This window comes from Ruegeria sp. AL12 (assembly GCF_056540885.1).
Window position 1 is genome coordinate 50412 of sequence record NZ_JBQFXN010000005.1, and the last position, 16897, is coordinate 67308.

Genomic DNA, 16897 nt, shown 5'->3' on the forward strand with positions numbered 1-16897 from the left:
AAGATACAGAGTCTCGATGTAAAGGAAGTTAACATATGTCCCTGAAAAACCCCGCCGCTCTGGAGTTTTTGCAGTCGCGCCGGTCCCGGCCGGCCAAGACACTGGTTGCTCCGGCCCCAACCCGGGAAGAGTTGCTGCCGTTGCTGACGGCCGCAGCCCGCAGCCCCGATCACGGCAAACTGGAGCCCTGGCGATTTATCGTTCTGGAAAAGGGCGCGATGCCACGCCTGGCAACCCTGACAGAGGCCTGCGGACAAAGGCTGAACAAAAGCGCGGAAGACATCGCCAAGGCGCGCAGCCAGTTCGATATGGGGCATCTGGCCGTCGCGGTCATCGAGGTTCGCAAACAATCCGAAAAGATTCCGGCCATCGAACAATCCTACTCTGCTGGCGCGGTCTGTCTGGCGCTGCTGAATGCCGCGCTGGCTGCGGGCTGGGGCGCCAATTGGCTGTCGGGTTGGCAAACACATGATCGCGAATTCTGTGTCGATGCTTTCGGGCTTGCCGAAAACGAACGCGTGGCCGGTTTGATTCATATCGCCACCGAGGGAGCGACCCCTCCGGAACGCCCCCGGCCCGACGTGGCCGCGTTGACAGAGTGGGTTACGGAATGATCATCCCGAACGCCTTTTTCAGCGCACTTGGCCAGACCGGAGACCCCAGGTTTCGCGCCGTATTGCTGCGCGGCGTGGGTCTGACCATTCTGCTGCTGGTTCTGGCCTGTGCAGGTGCGATCTGGTTGATCAACTGGCTGTCCGGCAGCGAAATCTCACTGCCGTTTGTGGGGGCTGTGCCGTGGCTGAACGACGTTCTGAACTATTCCGGTATCGTGCTCGTTCTGATCCTGCCCGTTTTTCTGATGGTGCCGGTCGCGTCGGCCATCACCTCGATCTTTCTGGACGAGGTGGCACAGGCGGTTGAGGACAAGCATTTTCCGGCGTTGCCGCCCGCACGGCACATCCCGGTCTCAGAGGCGCTTATGGACGGTCTCAGCTTCCTTGGCGTTCTGTTTGTGGCAAACCTGCTGGCCCTGATCCTCTATGCGATTTTCACCCCGCTTGCGCCTTTCATCTTCTGGGCGATGAACGGGTTCTTGCTGGGGCGTGAATATTTTACCCTTGCCGCGATGCGAAGGATCGGGCGCGATGGCGCGCGCAAGCTGCGGGCCAAACATTCAACGACGATCTGGGTGGCGGGCACATTGATGGCCATTCCGCTTTCAGTGCCGCTGGTGAACCTGGTGATCCCGATCATCGGGGCCGCCACGTTCACCCATATCTATCATGCCTTGTCAGGCCAAAAGGCCTGACGGGGATTACCTTGGCTCCAACTGGTTCAGCCAGTCGAAATCCCGCACCGAGATCACGCCCGACAGGATGATTCCGGCGATGATCGCCCACAGAATCAAAGTGATACCGGTGGTGATCCACATCTTTCTTTTCATGTGATGCACTTCCGGCGCGCCCGCATGCGTGCCGGGAACGATGTCACCCAGATCGCCCTGGGTTTTGATGCGAATGGGCAGCACCACCAACAACGTCATGAACCAGATGACGGCAAACAACACCAGCGCGGCAGTAATGGTCATTTCAGGCCCTCCGGGGCTGGGGGTTATACCTGCTCCAGCTCGACCAGGCAGCCGTTGAAATCCTTGGGGTGCAGAAACAGAACCGGTTTACCATGCGCACCGATCTTGGGCTCACCTGATCCCAGAACACGGGCTCCGGTCGCTTTCAGATGATCACGGGCCGCGATGATATCCTCGACCTCGTAACACACATGGTGGATGCCGCCGGCCGGGTTCTTTTCCAAAAACCCGTTGATCGGGCTGTCATCACCCAGCGGATACAGAAGTTCGATCTTGGTGTTGGGCAGTTCAATGAACACGACCGTGACACCATGATCCGGCTCGTCCTGCGGCGCGCCGACTTTGGCGCCCAGCGCGTTGCGGTATTGCTCGGACGCCGCATCAAGATCCGGTACGGCGATGGCGACGTGGTTCAGACGTCCAATCATGTCTCACTCCTGCTGTCCTGCGTTGCATGGGTTATGGGGGCTGATCCGCCAAAGGACAAGTGCGCCAAATCGCGCGTTAACGTCGTGTTAGCCAGAAGTTCCTAGCGTGAAGCATCTGCTGCATAGGAGAGCTGCCATGGACGATTCGGGCCTACTTGCCACCACCACCGCCGCGCCCACCGCGACTCGACCCTTGCTGGGTCAGACCATATTGGTTGTCGAAGACAGCCGGTACGCTTGCGATGCCATCCGCCTGATGTGCCTACACAGCGGCGCGCGCATTCGCCGTGCGGATTGCCTGAAATCGGCCCGAAGGCATCTACAGATCTATCGGCCTTCGGTCATTCTGGTCGATATGGGCCTGCCGGACGGTTCCGGCGCCGACCTGATCGCCGAATTGGCCGAGGCCACGCCCCGTATCAGTGTCATCATGGGCCTTTCGGGCGATGACGGCAGCGAAGACATGGCTCTGGCGGCCGGCGCGGATGGGTTTTTGTCCAAGCCGCTAAAATCAATGTCACATTTTCAAAAATCCATTCTGGAACGCCTGCCAGAGGACCGGCGGCCCAGCGGGCTTCATGCCGTGCGCGATGAAATCATCCGCCCTGACCCTCTGGCCTATCAGGACGACATGGCCCATATCGCCGATGTGCTCGCTGGTCCCAACGATCACCGCACATTGGACTACGCCGCACAGTTCCTGCACGGCGTCGCGCGCGAGGCAAATGACAGGCCCTTGGCGGAAGCAGCGCGAAAGCTGGCATTGTCACGCGCGAACGGGACGCCGATCATGGCGCAGGCGGCGCAGGTTGCCGGGATGGTGCAGAACCGACTGGAACAGCGAGAGGCGCTTTGAAATGGTGACAGCCTATTTCATCACTGCAACCCTTTTGTGCATCTGGCTGTACCGCCAAACACGGCAGGCCGCGCGTTCCATCCGCGTCAACCGAACCAATCTGAAAGATCCGCTGGACTGACACAGGCTGCCTGCGTGCAAAAAAAACCGCCCGCGATACGCGGGCGGATTTTTTTACTGGTCCTGAGGGATAATGCGAAGACCCAGCTCCATCAACTGATCCGAGGTCGGGTCCGAAGGTGCGTCCATCATCAGATCTTCGGCACGCTGGTTCATCGGGAACATCATGACTTCGCGGATATTGGCCTCATCTGCCAACAGCATCACGATCCGGTCGATACCAGCCGCGCATCCACCGTGTGGCGGGGCGCCGTAGTGGAAGGCATTGAACAGGGCACCAAAGCGGGATTTCACTTCATCCTCGCCATAGCCCGCCAGTTCAAAGGCCTTCAGCATGATTTCCGGCTTGTGGTTCCGGATCGCGCCTGAAACCAGCTCGTACCCGTTGCACGCCAGATCATACTGGTAGCCGCGCACATCCAGCGGGTTGCCCTGCAACGCCTCCATACCGCCCTGCGGCATCGAGAACGGGTTGTGCTCAAAGTCGATCGCGCCGGTTTCTTCGTCTTGCTCATAGATCGGGAAGTCCACGATCCAGGCAAAGGCAAAACGGTCTTTTTCGGTCAGGTTCAATTCCTCACCGATCACGTCACGCGCCTTGCCGGCAACCTTTTCAAAGGCTTTTGGCTTGCCGCCCAGGAAGAAGGCTGCATCGCCGACACCCAGACCCAGTTGCTGACGGATTGCCTCGGTGCGTTCGGGGCCGATGTTCTTGGCCAGCGGTCCCGCAGCCTCCATCCCTTCACCCTGATCGCGCCAGAAGATATAGCCCATGCCTGGCAGACCCTCTTTCTGGGCAAAGGCGTTCATGCGGTCGCAGAACTTGCGGCTGCCGCCGCCCGGCGCGGGGATCGCGCGGATCTCGGTGCCTTCCTGTTCAAGCAGCTTGGCGAAGATCGCGAAACCGGAACCGCGGAAATGCTCGGATACCACCTGCATCTTGATGGGGTTCCGCAGGTCCGGCTTGTCGGTGCCGTACCACAGCGCCGCGTCCTTGTAGGAAATTTGCGGCCAGTCCTGATCAACCTTGCGACCGCCGCCAAATTCTTCGAACACGCCGGTCAGAACAGGTTGAATGACGTCGAACACGTCCTGCTGCTCTACAAAGGACATCTCGAGATCCAGCTGGTAGAAGTCGGTGGGCGACCTGTCTGCCCGTGGATCTTCGTCCCGGAAACAGGGTGCAATCTGGAAATACTTGTCGAAGCCCGACACCATGATCAGCTGCTTGAACTGCTGCGGGGCTTGCGGCAAGGCATAGAATTTGCCCGGATGCAGGCGCGAAGGCACCAGGAAGTCGCGCGCGCCTTCGGGCGACGAGGCGGTGATGATCGGCGTCTGATACTCGCGAAAGCCCTGATCCCACATCCGTTTACGCATGGACGCAACCACGTCCGAGCGCAAGGTCATGTTCCGTTGCATCGCCTCGCGGCGCAGGTCCAGATAGCGATAGCGCAGGCGGGTTTCCTCGGGGTACTCCTGTTCGCCAAATACCATCAGCGGCAATTCGTCGGCGGCCCCCAGAACTTCCAGTTCGCGTACGTAAACCTCGATCTCGCCGGTGGGCAGTTTCGGGTTCACCAGGTCCGGGTCACGGGCTTTGACGGTGCCGTCGATACGGATGCACCATTCGGACCGCACCTTTTCCAGCTCGGCAAAGGCGGCGCTGTCGCCGTCGCACAGGATCTGGGTTACGCCGAAATGGTCGCGAAGATCGATGAACAGCACGCCCCCATGATCTCGAACCCGATGCACCCAACCGGACAGGCGGACGGTTTCACCGACATTGGCGGCGGTCAGAGCGGCGCAGGTGTGGCTGCGATAGGCGTGCATGGATCATATCCCTTCGGGCGCAGAATTCGTCGCGCCGATACACCCTGTCAGGCTTGGAAAGTCAAGGCGGGTCGCCCCGTCAAAACGGCCTTTGCACATTGCCTGAGTAGAAATAGACGCCCAGCCCCACCGCAAAGATGATATTGCCCGCTATTGCATGCAGCAGCACCGCATAAAAGAAGGAGCCCCGCTGCCGGTAGGCCCATGTGAACAGCAGCCCGCCCGCGAATGTCATGAGGGCGACGATCCAGCTCCAATACATCAGATGCGCGAACGAGAATATGGCCGCATTCAGCAGATAGGCCGCGCGCCCCTCGGGCAGGATCGCGTGATAGCGGCGAAAGAACAAAGGGCGGAACAGCAGCTCTTGCGGCAGGGCCGACAGCAATGGATAGCCGACCCAGATGAACGCCAGCATCTCGGGCCGGTGCACAAGCAGGAAGAACGCGGCCTCCGGGCGTGTGATCTCAATCAGACCAACACAAAAGGCAGCCACGATGGCAGAGAACAAAGCCACCTCGCGCAGGGTCCAGTTGGCCCAGTCGTAACAAAGCTCGGCCCATTGAAACCCGGGCGTCCGGTGCAGCAGCACGATACCAAGCCCGGTCAGCGCAAACAGCGCCGGAAACATCCAGTTCGGAGGTAAAAGAACAGCGATCAGCAGCGGCAAGCCAATATAGAACAGGCCAAATTCAAGCCGCAGCCGTCGCATTGCAACCGGCGGTCCGATCATCGTGCTGTTTTTTGTCACCCGTCTATCAGCTCCACCTCGATCAGTCCGCGCAGTGAATTTCCGATCCGCACAGTTTGCGCATTTTTCAGGTCGGTCAAGGTCAGCACGGCTTCGGTGACCGCTTTGTTTTCCAGCAGTTCTTCGCGCAGTATCCCCGGCAAGAGCCCACAGGACAAAGCGGGCGTCAGAACCCGGCCATCAGGCATTTCCAGAAACAGGTTCGTGATGGTGCCTTCACAAAGCTCATCCAGTTCATTCAGAAACAACAGTTCGTCCACCCCTTCGGGCAGCGCTGCGCGCGCGGAATCATAGAGCGCACGGCGCGTGGTCTTGTGACGCAACCACAGGTCATTCGAAGCCAGACGTTGATCTGACAGAGCGACGCGCCAGATTCTGGGATTGTCCACCAGTTCGCCGGTCGACAGATCGAACGAGCCCGACACATCCAGCGTAAGGCGGCAACGCAGCGGGGTGTCACAAGCAGCGCCATTCAGTCTGGCGGTCGCTTCATCGGGGTTGAAAGGAATCTCGAACACCCGCGCAGTACGGGCCATTCGTGCAAGATGGCGGTCCAGCCTGACAAAGCCCTGATCCGGGCGGAAGGCCAGTGTTTCAATCAGGCTGAAATCAGGTTCAGCTGGCGGGCGAAGCGGGCTTTCCATAACGCCTCCTCATACTCTGACGGGGCGGTGCTGTCCCAAACGACACCGCCGCCTACGTTCAGAGTGGCCTGATCATCCTCAAGCATCAAGGTGCGGATGGCCACGTTGAACTCGGACCGACCATCAGGTGCGGCCCAGCCAATCGTCCCGCAATAAATGTCGCGCGCCCATGGCTCCAGTTCCGTCAGAATTTCCATCGCGCGGATCTTGGGGGCTCCGGTGATCGACCCGCAGGGAAACAGTGCTGTCAGTATTTCACCCAACCCCACGCATTTGTGCAGCTGCGCCCGCACCAGCGAGACCATCTGATGTACGGTGGCATAGGTTTCCACCCGGAACAGGTCAGGCACATGAACGGATCCGGGCAGCGCGACGCGGCTGATATCGTTGCGCAGCAAATCAACAATCATCAGGTTCTCGGCCCGATTCTTTTCGTCCGCGCTCAGAAAAGCCCGGCGGCGCGCATCCTCATCTGGGTCTTCACTGCGCGGTTGCGTGCCCTTCATCGGCCGGGTTTCGATCCTCCCACCCTCATCGGTGCGGAAAAACAACTCCGGCGAGCGGCTGAGCAGATCGGGCAGCCCATCCTGTTGCACCAGTGCTCCGTGGCCCACCGGCTGCCCCGCCGCCAGCGCGGCGTAGAGCGTTTCGCTGTTGCCCGAGACGGTCAGATCAATCGGAAAGGTCAGGTTGGCCTGATAGATGTCGCCGGCACCGATGGCGTCATGCACGGCCCTGAAGGCCTTGCCGTATCGCGCTTCATCCCAGCGCGGCCGGAATGCGCCCACTTCGCCCGCAGGCGACGGAAGGGCGACCCGATCCGGTGCATCATAGACCCCAAAGCACAACAAAGGCAGACGTCGTTCTTCCGGCAAAAGACCATTGAGCCGGGGTTCAAGCGCATAGCCCAGCTCGTAACTGGCATACCCTGCCAGCCAGGCACCAGCTGCGCGCGCCTCGTCCAGCGCCGCCACAGCCTGGGGCACGTCCTCCGCCACATCCGCGCGGATCACCTGAGACGGACGCTGAAACCGGGTTCCTCGCCCGGCCGGTCCCTGATCGAAACGAATACGCACTTGCATCCTCATTTGCCGTGAGGGGCCATATAGAGAATACTCTGCCAAGTGAAAGAGGGGAAAGCGGCAATTTCGCCCCTGTTTCCGATACCTCTTGCACCTTTTTGCGCGGTCCCTATAACGCAGGACAATTTGGGCGCTGGGGCGGTGCCCTGACTCGCGGACAATCGAAGGAACAAGGCCATGCCGAGAAGAACCGACATCCAGTCGATCATGATCATTGGGGCGGGCCCCATTGTTATCGGTCAGGCCTGTGAATTCGACTATTCCGGTGCCCAGGCCTGCAAGGCCCTGCGCGAGGAAGGATACCGGGTCATTCTGGTGAACTCGAACCCGGCGACGATCATGACCGACCCCGGTCTGGCCGACGCCACCTATATCGAGCCGATCACACCCGAAGTGGTCGCCAAGATCATCGAGAAAGAACGCCCTGATGCCCTGCTGCCCACTATGGGTGGACAGACCGGCCTGAACACCTCGCTGGCACTGGAAGAAATGGGTGTGCTGGAAAAATTCGGCGTCGAGATGATCGGCGCCAAGCGCGATGCCATCGAAATGGCCGAAGACCGCGCCTTGTTCCGCGAGGCGATGGACCGGCTGGGCATCGAAAACCCCAAGGCCGAGATCGTTACCGCCCCCAAGGACGAGAGCGGCAAGAAAGACCTGGACGCCGGTGTGGCGCTGGCCCTTGAAACCCTTGAAACCGTGGGGCTTCCTGCCATCATCCGCCCAGCCTTTACACTGGGCGGCACGGGTGGCGGCGTGGCATATAACCGTGAGGATTACATCCATATTTGCCGCTCGGGTATGGATGCCTCGCCCGTGGGTCAAATCCTGATCGACGAAAGCCTACTGGGCTGGAAAGAATACGAAATGGAGGTGGTGCGCGACACTGCCGACAACGCCATCATCGTATGTTCCATCGAAAACGTCGATCCGATGGGCGTACATACGGGTGACTCGATCACCGTGGCCCCTGCCCTTACGCTAACCGACAAAGAATACCAGATCATGCGCAATCACTCGATTGCCGTGCTGCGTGAAATCGGTGTCGAAACCGGCGGCTCAAACGTGCAATGGGCGATCAACCCGGTCGATGGCCGCATGGTCGTGATCGAGATGAACCCGCGCGTGTCGCGCTCGTCGGCGCTGGCATCCAAGGCCACCGGTTTCCCGATCGCGAAGATCGCTGCGAAACTGGCCGTGGGTTACACGCTGGACGAACTGGACAACGACATCACCAAGGTCACACCGGCTTCGTTCGAACCGACCATCGACTATGTCGTGACAAAAATTCCGAAATTCGCCTTCGAGAAGTTCCCCGGTTCCGAGCCCTACCTGACCACCGCGATGAAGTCGGTGGGCGAGGCGATGTCGATTGGCCGTACGATCCACGAATCGATGCAAAAGGCACTGGCCTCGATGGAATCGGGCCTGACCGGCTTTGATGAGGTCGAAATCCCCGGCCTGAACGTGGGCCTCTGGGACGAGGCCGACGACAAGGCCGCCGTGATCAAGGCGATCAGCCAGCAGACACCTGACCGCCTGCGCACCATTGCGCAAGCGATGCGCCATGGCCTGAGCGATGACGAGATTTTCGGCGTCACCAAGTTTGACCCTTGGTTTCTGGCCCGTATCCGCGAGATCGTCGAGGCCGAGCGTCAACTCCGCAAGGACGGCCTGCCGGTCACCGAGGACGGCATCCGCAAGCTGAAAATGCTGGGCTTCACCGATGCGCGTCTGGGCAAGCTGACGGGCCGTGACGAGGACAACGTCCGCCGAGCGCGCCGCAATCTGGGCGTTTCAGCGGTGTTCAAACGCATCGACACCTGCGCGGCCGAGTTCGAGGCGCAGACACCTTACATGTATTCGACCTACGAAGCGCCCATGATGGGCGAGGTCGAATGCGAGGCGCGCCCGAGCGACCGCAAAAAGGTCGTCATTCTTGGCGGCGGCCCAAACCGCATCGGTCAGGGCATCGAGTTCGACTATTGCTGCTGCCACGCCTGCTTCGCGCTGACCGAAGCGGGTTATGAAACCATCATGATCAACTGCAACCCCGAGACGGTTTCGACCGATTATGACACTTCGGATCGCTTGTATTTCGAGCCGCTGACCTTTGAACACGTCATGGAAATCCTGACGAAGGAACAGGAAAACGGCACGCTGCACGGCGTCATTGTTCAGTTTGGCGGTCAAACTCCGCTGAAACTGGCCAACGCGCTTGAAGCCGAGGGCATCCCGATCCTGGGCACCACGCCCGACGCGATCGACCTGGCCGAAGATCGCGAACGTTTCCAGGCACTTGTCAACGAACTGGGGCTGAAACAGCCCAAGAACGGCATCGCCTCGACCGACGCGCAGGCGCTGGAGATTGCAGAAGAGATCGGCTTTCCGCTGGTGATCCGCCCGTCCTACGTTCTGGGCGGCCGCGCGATGGAGATCGTGCGCGACATGGACCAGCTGAAACGCTACATCAACGAGGCCGTGGTGGTCTCGGGCGACAGCCCCGTTCTGCTGGACAGCTATCTGGCTGGCGCGGTCGAGCTGGACGTGGACGCGCTGTGCGACGGCACCGATGTGCATGTGGCAGGCATCATGCAGCATATCGAAGAGGCCGGCGTGCACTCGGGCGACTCGGCCTGTTCGCTGCCGCCCTATTCGCTGTCGAAAGAGATCATCGCGCAGATCAAAGATCAGGCGTTCAAGCTGGCCAAGGCGCTGAACGTTGTCGGCCTGATGAATGTTCAGTTCGCGATCAAGGATGACGAGATCTACCTGATCGAGGTCAACCCGCGCGCTTCGCGCACCGTGCCGTTCGTGGCAAAGGCCACCGACAGTGCGATTGCGTCCATCGCCGCGCGTGTCATGGCAGGCGAAAAGCTGGCGAGCTTCCCGCAGCGTCCGCCCTACAAGACCGTGGACGACACCAAGATCGCAGATCAGATGACGCTGGCCGACCCGGACATGCCATGGTTCTCGGTGAAAGAGGCGGTCCTGCCCTTCGCCCGTTTTCCGGGCGTCGATACCATCCTGGGCCCGGAAATGCGCTCGACCGGCGAGGTCATGGGCTGGGACCGCGATTTTCCGCGCGCCTTCCTCAAGGCGCAGATGGGCGCGGGCATGGTGCTGCCGACCTCGGGCCGCGCCTTCATTTCGATCAAGGATGCCGACAAGGGCGCGGCGATGCTCGAGGCCGCACAGGTTTTGGTCGAACAAGGCTTCACGCTGGTCGCCACCCGCGGCACGCAAAGCTGGCTGGCGGAACAGGGTGTGCCATGCGACGTGGTCAACAAGGTCTATGAGGGCCGCCCGGACGTGGTCGACATGCTGAAAGACGGTCAGGTTCAACTGCTGATGAACACCACCGAAGGCGCGCAGGCCGTCGAGGACAGCAAGGCCATCCGGTCCATCGCGCTTTATGACAAGATCCCGTATTACACCACGGCCGCCGCAAGTCATGCTGCCGCTCTGGCGATCAAGGCGCAGGCCGAAGGGGATGTCGAGGTGAAGTCGTTACAGGGCTAACCCGCCTGAGCCACAATTGGCTCATAAGTGAACGAAAAGAGGCGCGCCCGTTGACCTGAACTCAACGGGCGCGCATTTCGTTCAGGCATAAGGAGAATGAAACAATGCGCACATTTCTGGTTCTCGCAATCTTCACTGCACTGGCCGCCTGTGACGTGCCGTTTGTTCCTTTGATCTAACCTGATTGGACCCAGCTTTTCAGCTGGACCCACAAGAGGCCAGTGTTCAGGCTGCCAGCGCCTCGCGTTTTTCATCGCGCGCAAAGAAGAGCAGGTAGAACACCGGCGCGGCGACCATTGTCAGGACGGTCGCAAAAGCCAGCCCGCCCATGATCGTCACCGCCATCGAGACGAAGAACGCATCGGTCAGCAGCGGCGCCATGCCCAGAATGGTCGTGATCGCAGCCAGCATCACCGGGCGCAAACGCGAGACCGAGGCTTCGACGATGGATTCGCGCAGGGGTTTGCCCGTGGCGCGAACCAGGTCGATCTCTTCCACCAGCACGATGCCGTTCTTGATCAGCATGCCCGACAGGCTGAGCAGGCCCAGAAGGGCTGTAAAGGTGAAGGGCAGCCCAGTTCCCAACAGGCCGATGACGACGCCGTTGACCGACATCGGAACCAGCAGCCAGATGATGATCGGCTGACGGATCGCGTTGAACAGCAGGACCGAGATCAGCACCATGATCAGCAGGCTCAGCGGCAACTGTTTACCCAGGCTTTCCTGCGCGTCGCGCGAGTTTTCGAACTCACCGCCCCACTCCATCTTGTAGCCCGGTGGCAGTTCGATGGCCTCGATGGCGTCCCGAACTTCGGCGTGTACCTGAGCCGCCGTCAGGTCGGGCGGGATGTCCGCGCCGACAGTGATGGTCAGTACACGATCGCGGCGATGAACCAGCGTATTGAGGGATTTGTACTCGAATCCATCGACCATCTGTTCGATTGGTACAAATTTCCCGGACTGGTCCGAATACACCACCTGATCGACGATGGAATAATCTCCGTCCGCCGGACGACGCAGGATGATGGGGATCAGGCGGTCACGTTCCCGCAGCACACCGCCCGTGATGCCATCGGTCGAAAATTGCAGCGTGGCCGCAATATCTTCGCGCGTGACGCCCGCGGTTTGGGCCCGTTCCGTGGCATAGATCGGCTGCACCGCCAGTTCCTGTTCGCGCCAGTCATGATGAACGAGCAGGGCGTTGGGCGACGCCGCCGCCATGCGCTGCACGGCCTCGTCCGCAAGTTGTCGCAGTACCACCGGATCGCTGCCCGAGAACCGGGCCTGAATCGGATCACCGCCACCGGGGCCAAACACCAGGCGCTTGGTTCCGAACTCGCCTTCGGGGAACTGGACCGACCCGAACGCTTCCAGATCCGCTTGCAAGGCCGGGATGTCATCCAGACTTTCCGTACGGATGATCATGTGACCATAGCTCGGGTTCGGTTTCTCTGCCGAATAGGTCAGCATGAACCGGGTTGCCCCCTGACCGACGAATGTCGTGACCGAAACCACGTCATCGCGTTGGGTCAGCCAATCTTCGAAAACCGCCATGTCCTGTGCCGTGCGGGCAATCGGCGTGCCCTGAGGCAGCTTGTAATGCACAAAGAACAAAGGCGTGTTCGAGTTGGGGAAGAATTGTTGTTTCATCAACCCGAACCCGGCATAGCACGCAACGGTTACGCCGATGAGACCCGCAACAACCAGCCACCGGAAACGGAGCGCAAACCGCAGGATCGCGCCATATGTGCGGAACAGGATGCCCCCGTAGGCGTCGATCTCACCCTCCTTGCCCTGCTTGAAGAAATAGTGCCCCAGCAAAGGCGTGACCGTGATGGCAAGTATCCAGCTGAGCAGCAGCGAAATGCCGATCACCGCAAACAGGGAAAACAGAAACTCGCCCGTCGCATCCGGGCTGAGCCCGATCCCGGCAAAGGCCATGATGCCGATCACGGTGGCTCCAAGCAGGGGAATCTGGGTTTTTGACGCCACATCTTCAGCCGCATCGCGCGAAGGTTTTCCTCGCAACATCGCGATCTGCATCCCTTCGGCCACCACGATAGCATTGTCCACAAGCATACCCATGGCAATGATCAGCGCACCCAGGGAAATCCGTTCCATCTCGATCGAGAACAGTGACATGAACAGAAGCGTGCCGACCACGGTCAGCAACAGGGTCGAACCGACGACGATGGCCGCGCGCCAGCCCATGAAGATTCCCAGTACGGCGACCACGATGGCCACTGACATGGCCAGATTCACCAGAAAGTCGTTCGAGGCCTGCTCGACCACCACATGTTGCTGATAGATCGGCAGAATATCGACACCGAAGGGGATATTCGCATCCAGCTCGGCGAATTTGGCGTCAGCCCGCTTGCCGACCTCGACGATGTTTTCCGTCGCCAGACCGGCGATGCCGAGGGTAAAGGCTTCGGTCCCGTTGTAGCGGATCATGATGTCCGGATCGTTCTGACGGGCGCGATAGACATCGGACATGTCGAACAGGTTGATCACCTGCCCTTGCGAGCCGACAGACAGGCCCGCAATGGCCGAGACACTGTCCGAACCCTCGGCCGTCAGAATGGTGGTGCGGGCATCTTCAGACCGCAAAGACCCCGAGGAATTCACCGAATCCGCATTGGCAATGGCTTCGTTGATCGCTTGGAGCGGGACGTTCTGGTTCACCGAGATCGCCAGGTCGGGCTCTACAAAAATCGCCTCGTCCGGCAAGCCCTGAACCTCGACATCGGCGACGCCGTCCACGGTCAGCAGTTCGCGACGCAGAAACGTTGCCAGTTCATGCTTTTCGGCGTCAGAAAACCCTTCGGCAGTCACCGCATAAAACAGGCCGAACACATCACCGAACCCGTCATTCACGTAGGGTTGGCTGACACCCGACGGAAGCCCGCGGGCGGCATCGCGCACCTTGGCCCGCAGGCGGGTCCAGATATCGGGCAGTTCGGTGCCGTCGTAGGTCGACTTGATCTCTACTTCGATCAGCGATTGTCCGGGTTGGTTGACCGAGGTGATGACATCCACCTCACCCATCTGCTGGATCGCGGATTCAAGGGGTTCGGACACTTCAAGCGCCACCTGTTCCGCCGTGGCACCGGGATATTGCGTGGCGATGACCGCGTTCTTGATGGTGAAAGCCGGGTCTTCCAAACGACCAAGCGACGTGAATCCCCAGATGCCACCGAAGAGGGCAATGAGGATGATCAGCCATGTGTAAAGCGGTCGATCAATCGAGGCGCGCGCGATGTTCATCTGTCTGCCCTCAGTTCGCGAAGCCGGTGAACCGGCGCACGGGCTGGCCGTCTGTCAGCACAGCACCGCCAGCCACAACAACTTCGTCACCGTCGGACAAGCCCTTCAACACCCGAACATCGCCCGACTGCGTGGGTTCGATTGTCACCGGAACGCGGCGGACCGTGCCTTCATCCGCGCCAGCGGGAGAGAACACCACGACGCTCAGCTCACCTGTTGCATCCGCGATGACGGCCGTCGCCGGCACAATGATGCCTGTGCGCTCGTCCTGGACCTTTACGTTGACGGTGACGGACGAGCCGGGAAGAATTTGAAGCCCCTCGGGTGGGGTCAGGCCGAACTGAATGCGGAAGGTCTGCCCGACGCTGGAAGTTTCAGCGTCGAATTCACGGATTTCCAGCGGGAAGACTTCATCACTTACGGGGAATTTGGCGGTGATGGTGATGTCGTCGTTCTGGCCCGAGCGTTGAAACAGGATCTCGGGCACATCCACCTCGATGCGCAATTCGGACATGTCGTGGATGCGGACGATCGGCGTGCCGGCCGATACGGTGGTAAAAGCCTCGACCGCGCGGCTGGAGACCAGCGCGTCGAATGGTGCGGTCAAAGTCGCGTGTTCCAGTTCGTATTCGGCATCGCGCAGTGCGATCGCGGCCAGTTGCGCTTCGGTCTCTGCGTCATCGACCGCCACCTGGCTGGCCGTGGTGCCCCGCAACCGCGACAGGCGTGCGACGGTTCGGTCGGCCTGTTCCTTTTGCAGCTGCGCCCGTTCGAGCCGCAGTTCGAACGGCTCCTGATCCAGTCGCGCAATCAGGCCTCCTTTGGGGATGACAAACCCTTCGTTGACCGGCATTTCGACGATCTGACCGGCGACCTGAAAGGCAAGATCGACCGTCTGCCGTGCGGCAACACGACCGAAGAACTGGCGGGTGAAGCCGGGTGTTGTTTCGCGCACCTGCATCAGCTTGACCGGTTTCGGAGTATCTTGAGCGACAATCGGAGTTGCCAGAACGGCCAGTGCAAGGCCCAGAGAGGTCAGGAGTTTCATTTCTTCAGTCCCTCGGGAATTCCCGTTTTCAAAACGTTGTCACGGATTTTGCGCGCCAGTCGCGCGAATTCGGCTGTTTCTTCGTCGTTCAGGCCCGAGGCCCTGTGAAACAGGTCTCCGGCCTCGGCCACCAGCATGTTGCGGGCTTCTTCGCCACGCTCGGTCAGCACCAGCAACCAGGCGCGGCGGTCTTCGGGGTCACGCTCGCGCGTGAGAAAGCCGGCTTTTTCCAGCGAATCCGCGGTGGCGGTGATTGTGGACGGTACGCTCAGCATATCCGCAGCCAGAACCCCCATGCGTTTCGGCTGATCCAGCTTGATCAGCATGTGGCATTCGGGGTGGCTCAGGTCGGTTTCGATGCTGTCGAATGTCTCTTCCAGTTTCCAGTACAGGGCATACACCCCCATGATCGCCTGAATCTCGGGGCTGAGGCGGCCAAGTCTGGTGCTGATATCGTCGGGCATCGGGGATCTCCGCGCGTTTGGAGGGGTCATATACTTCAGTTTCTGAACTATTCAAGATATGAAGTTGCGGCTTTGCGCACATTCCCTTAGGTCAACATACCTTGATCAAATCACAACGTGACTGCATTTTGGGCAAATCCGAAACATTCAGGGCTCGCCATGTATACCCCCGCCATCACCGGTACCGGTGTCTTCACGCCTCAGAACGTCATCACCAATGCCGAGCTTGTCGAGGCATTCAACGCTTATGCCGACAAGCAGAACGCCAAGAATGCAGAAGCCATCGCCGCCGGACGGATGGAGCCGATGCAGCATTCATCGGAAGAGTTCATCGTCAAGGCATCGGGGATCGAAAACCGCTACGTGATGGACAAGAGCGGCGTGCTGGACCCGGACGTGATGCATCCACTGCTGCGGCAGCGCAGCGATGATGAACCCGGCATCATGACCGAAATGGCGGTGGATGCCTGCAACAAGGCGCTGGCACAGGCGGGGCGTACGGCGGCGGATGTTGATCTGGTAATCTGCGCGGCTTCGAACCACGAGCGCGCCTATCCGGCGATTGCGATCGAAATCCAGCAGGAACTGGGGATCAACGGGTTCGGCTTTGATATGAACGTCGCCTGTTCGTCAGCCACGTTCGGCATTCAGGCCGCGGCGGATATGGTGCGGTCGGGATCGGTGCGGGCGGCGTTGGTGGTGAACCCCGAAATCTGCTCGGGCCATCTGGAGTGGCGCGACCGCGATTGCCATTTCATTTTTGGCGATGTGGCGACGGCAACGCTGATCGAACGGATCGAAGACGCACAAGGGCCGCATTTCGAAATTCTGTCGACGCGCTGCGCCACTGCGTTTTCCAACAATATCCGCAACAACAACGGCTTTCTGCGCCGCTCGCGCCCAGACGGGCTGACCGACCGGCGCGACATGCAGTTCATGCAGAACGGTCGGAAAGTATTCAAGGAAGTACTGCCGATGGTCAGCAAGCATATTAGCGACCACATGGATGCCGAAGGGGTCGGAAACTCTGATCTGAAACGCCTGTGGCTGCATCAGGCCAACAAGACGATGAACGACTTCATCGGCAAGAAAGTTCTGGGCCGCGAACCCGAGCCGGGCGAGCAACCCAACATCCTTCAGGATTATGCCAACACGTCATCTGCGGGGTCGATCATCGCGTTTTCGAAGTATTCCGACGACTTGCAGGAGGGTGATCTGGGCCTGATCTGTTCTTTCGGCGCCGGGTATTCGGTCGGGTCGGTGATCGTGAAGCGCCACGCCTGACGGTTGATCT

Annotated in this window: 14 protein-coding genes; 5 read left to right on the forward strand and 9 right to left on the reverse strand. The window is 60.0% G+C overall.

What is annotated here, in order from left to right; all coding sequences use genetic code 11:
• The first annotated feature begins 35 nt into the window (after nucleotides 1-35).
• Complete coding sequence (locus ACR0C6_RS13990) at nucleotides 36-614, forward strand: nitroreductase family protein (protein WP_480619828.1); 579 nt, start codon at nucleotides 36-38, stop codon at nucleotides 612-614.
• Nucleotides 611-1309, forward strand: a complete 699-nt coding sequence (locus ACR0C6_RS13995) for an EI24 domain-containing protein (RefSeq protein ID WP_480619830.1) — start codon at nucleotides 611-613, stop codon at nucleotides 1307-1309. The genes ACR0C6_RS13990 and ACR0C6_RS13995 overlap by 4 nt, the downstream gene beginning before the upstream one ends.
• A 6-nt stretch (nucleotides 1310-1315) precedes the next feature.
• On the opposite strand, the gene ACR0C6_RS14000 is transcribed toward ACR0C6_RS13995, so the two are convergent.
• Nucleotides 1316-1588: a DUF1467 family protein gene (locus ACR0C6_RS14000; RefSeq protein WP_480619832.1), complete on the reverse strand. Its 273-nt coding sequence runs from the start codon at nucleotides 1586-1588 to the stop codon at nucleotides 1316-1318.
• A 23-nt stretch (nucleotides 1589-1611) separates the two neighbouring features.
• The gene (mce, locus tag ACR0C6_RS14005) at nucleotides 1612-2016 is read right to left on the reverse strand and encodes a methylmalonyl-CoA epimerase (RefSeq protein WP_171232862.1); all 405 of its coding nucleotides are present in this window, start codon (nucleotides 2014-2016) and stop codon (nucleotides 1612-1614) included.
• A 136-nt stretch (nucleotides 2017-2152) separates the two neighbouring features.
• Here mce and ACR0C6_RS14010 point away from each other — a divergent pair, with 136 nt between their 5' ends.
• Nucleotides 2153-2872: a response regulator gene (locus ACR0C6_RS14010; protein WP_480446041.1), complete on the forward strand. Its 720-nt coding sequence runs from the start codon at nucleotides 2153-2155 to the stop codon at nucleotides 2870-2872.
• Between the two features lie 174 nt (nucleotides 2873-3046).
• Here the strand turns inward: ACR0C6_RS14010 and aspS are convergent, their stop codons facing one another.
• The 4 genes from aspS to ACR0C6_RS14030 all read right to left on the reverse strand — a co-directional run bounded on the left by aspS (nucleotide 3047) and on the right by ACR0C6_RS14030 (nucleotide 7302).
• Nucleotides 3047-4825 (reverse strand): aspartate--tRNA ligase, encoded by a 1779-nt coding sequence (gene aspS, locus ACR0C6_RS14015; protein ID WP_480446042.1) that lies wholly within the window; start codon nucleotides 4823-4825, stop codon nucleotides 3047-3049.
• Nucleotides 4826-4904: 79 nt separating this feature from the next.
• Complete coding sequence (locus ACR0C6_RS14020; protein ID WP_480619834.1) at nucleotides 4905-5558, reverse strand: CPBP family intramembrane glutamic endopeptidase; 654 nt, start codon at nucleotides 5556-5558, stop codon at nucleotides 4905-4907.
• Between the two features lie 14 nt (nucleotides 5559-5572).
• Entirely contained in the window at nucleotides 5573-6220 is a 648-nt protein-coding gene (locus tag ACR0C6_RS14025; RefSeq protein ID WP_480619836.1) for an aminotransferase class IV family protein, read from the reverse strand.
• On the reverse strand, nucleotides 6175-7302 hold the full coding sequence (locus ACR0C6_RS14030) for an aminodeoxychorismate synthase component I (protein WP_480619991.1): 1128 nt from the start codon (nucleotides 7300-7302) through the stop codon (nucleotides 6175-6177). The genes ACR0C6_RS14025 and ACR0C6_RS14030 overlap by 46 nt, the downstream gene beginning before the upstream one ends.
• A 177-nt stretch (nucleotides 7303-7479) precedes the next feature.
• Here ACR0C6_RS14030 and carB point away from each other — a divergent pair, with 177 nt between their 5' ends.
• The gene (gene carB, locus ACR0C6_RS14035; RefSeq protein ID WP_480619838.1) at nucleotides 7480-10824 is read left to right on the forward strand and encodes a carbamoyl-phosphate synthase large subunit; all 3345 of its coding nucleotides are present in this window, start codon (nucleotides 7480-7482) and stop codon (nucleotides 10822-10824) included.
• A gap of 225 nt (nucleotides 10825-11049) precedes the next feature.
• On the opposite strand, the gene ACR0C6_RS14040 is transcribed toward carB, so the two are convergent.
• From ACR0C6_RS14040 to ACR0C6_RS14050, 3 genes are read right to left on the reverse strand one after another with little or no spacing between them, the layout of a single operon-like run.
• Nucleotides 11050-14091, reverse strand: a complete 3042-nt coding sequence (locus tag ACR0C6_RS14040) for an efflux RND transporter permease subunit (protein ID WP_171168886.1) — start codon at nucleotides 14089-14091, stop codon at nucleotides 11050-11052.
• Nucleotides 14092-14101: 10 nt separating this feature from the next.
• Nucleotides 14102-15139, reverse strand: a complete 1038-nt coding sequence (locus ACR0C6_RS14045; RefSeq protein WP_480619840.1) for an efflux RND transporter periplasmic adaptor subunit — start codon at nucleotides 15137-15139, stop codon at nucleotides 14102-14104.
• Nucleotides 15136-15603, reverse strand: coding sequence for a MarR family winged helix-turn-helix transcriptional regulator (locus ACR0C6_RS14050; protein ID WP_480619842.1), 468 nt, complete (start codon nucleotides 15601-15603; stop codon nucleotides 15136-15138). The genes ACR0C6_RS14045 and ACR0C6_RS14050 overlap by 4 nt, the downstream gene beginning before the upstream one ends.
• 159 nt (nucleotides 15604-15762) lie before the next feature.
• Here ACR0C6_RS14050 and ACR0C6_RS14055 point away from each other — a divergent pair, with 159 nt between their 5' ends.
• Nucleotides 15763-16887 carry a beta-ketoacyl-ACP synthase III gene (locus ACR0C6_RS14055; RefSeq protein WP_480619844.1) on the forward strand — a complete coding sequence of 375 codons (1125 nt, stop codon included), beginning with the start codon at nucleotides 15763-15765 and terminating at the stop codon, nucleotides 16885-16887.
• The last annotated feature ends 10 nt before the right edge of the window (nucleotides 16888-16897 follow it).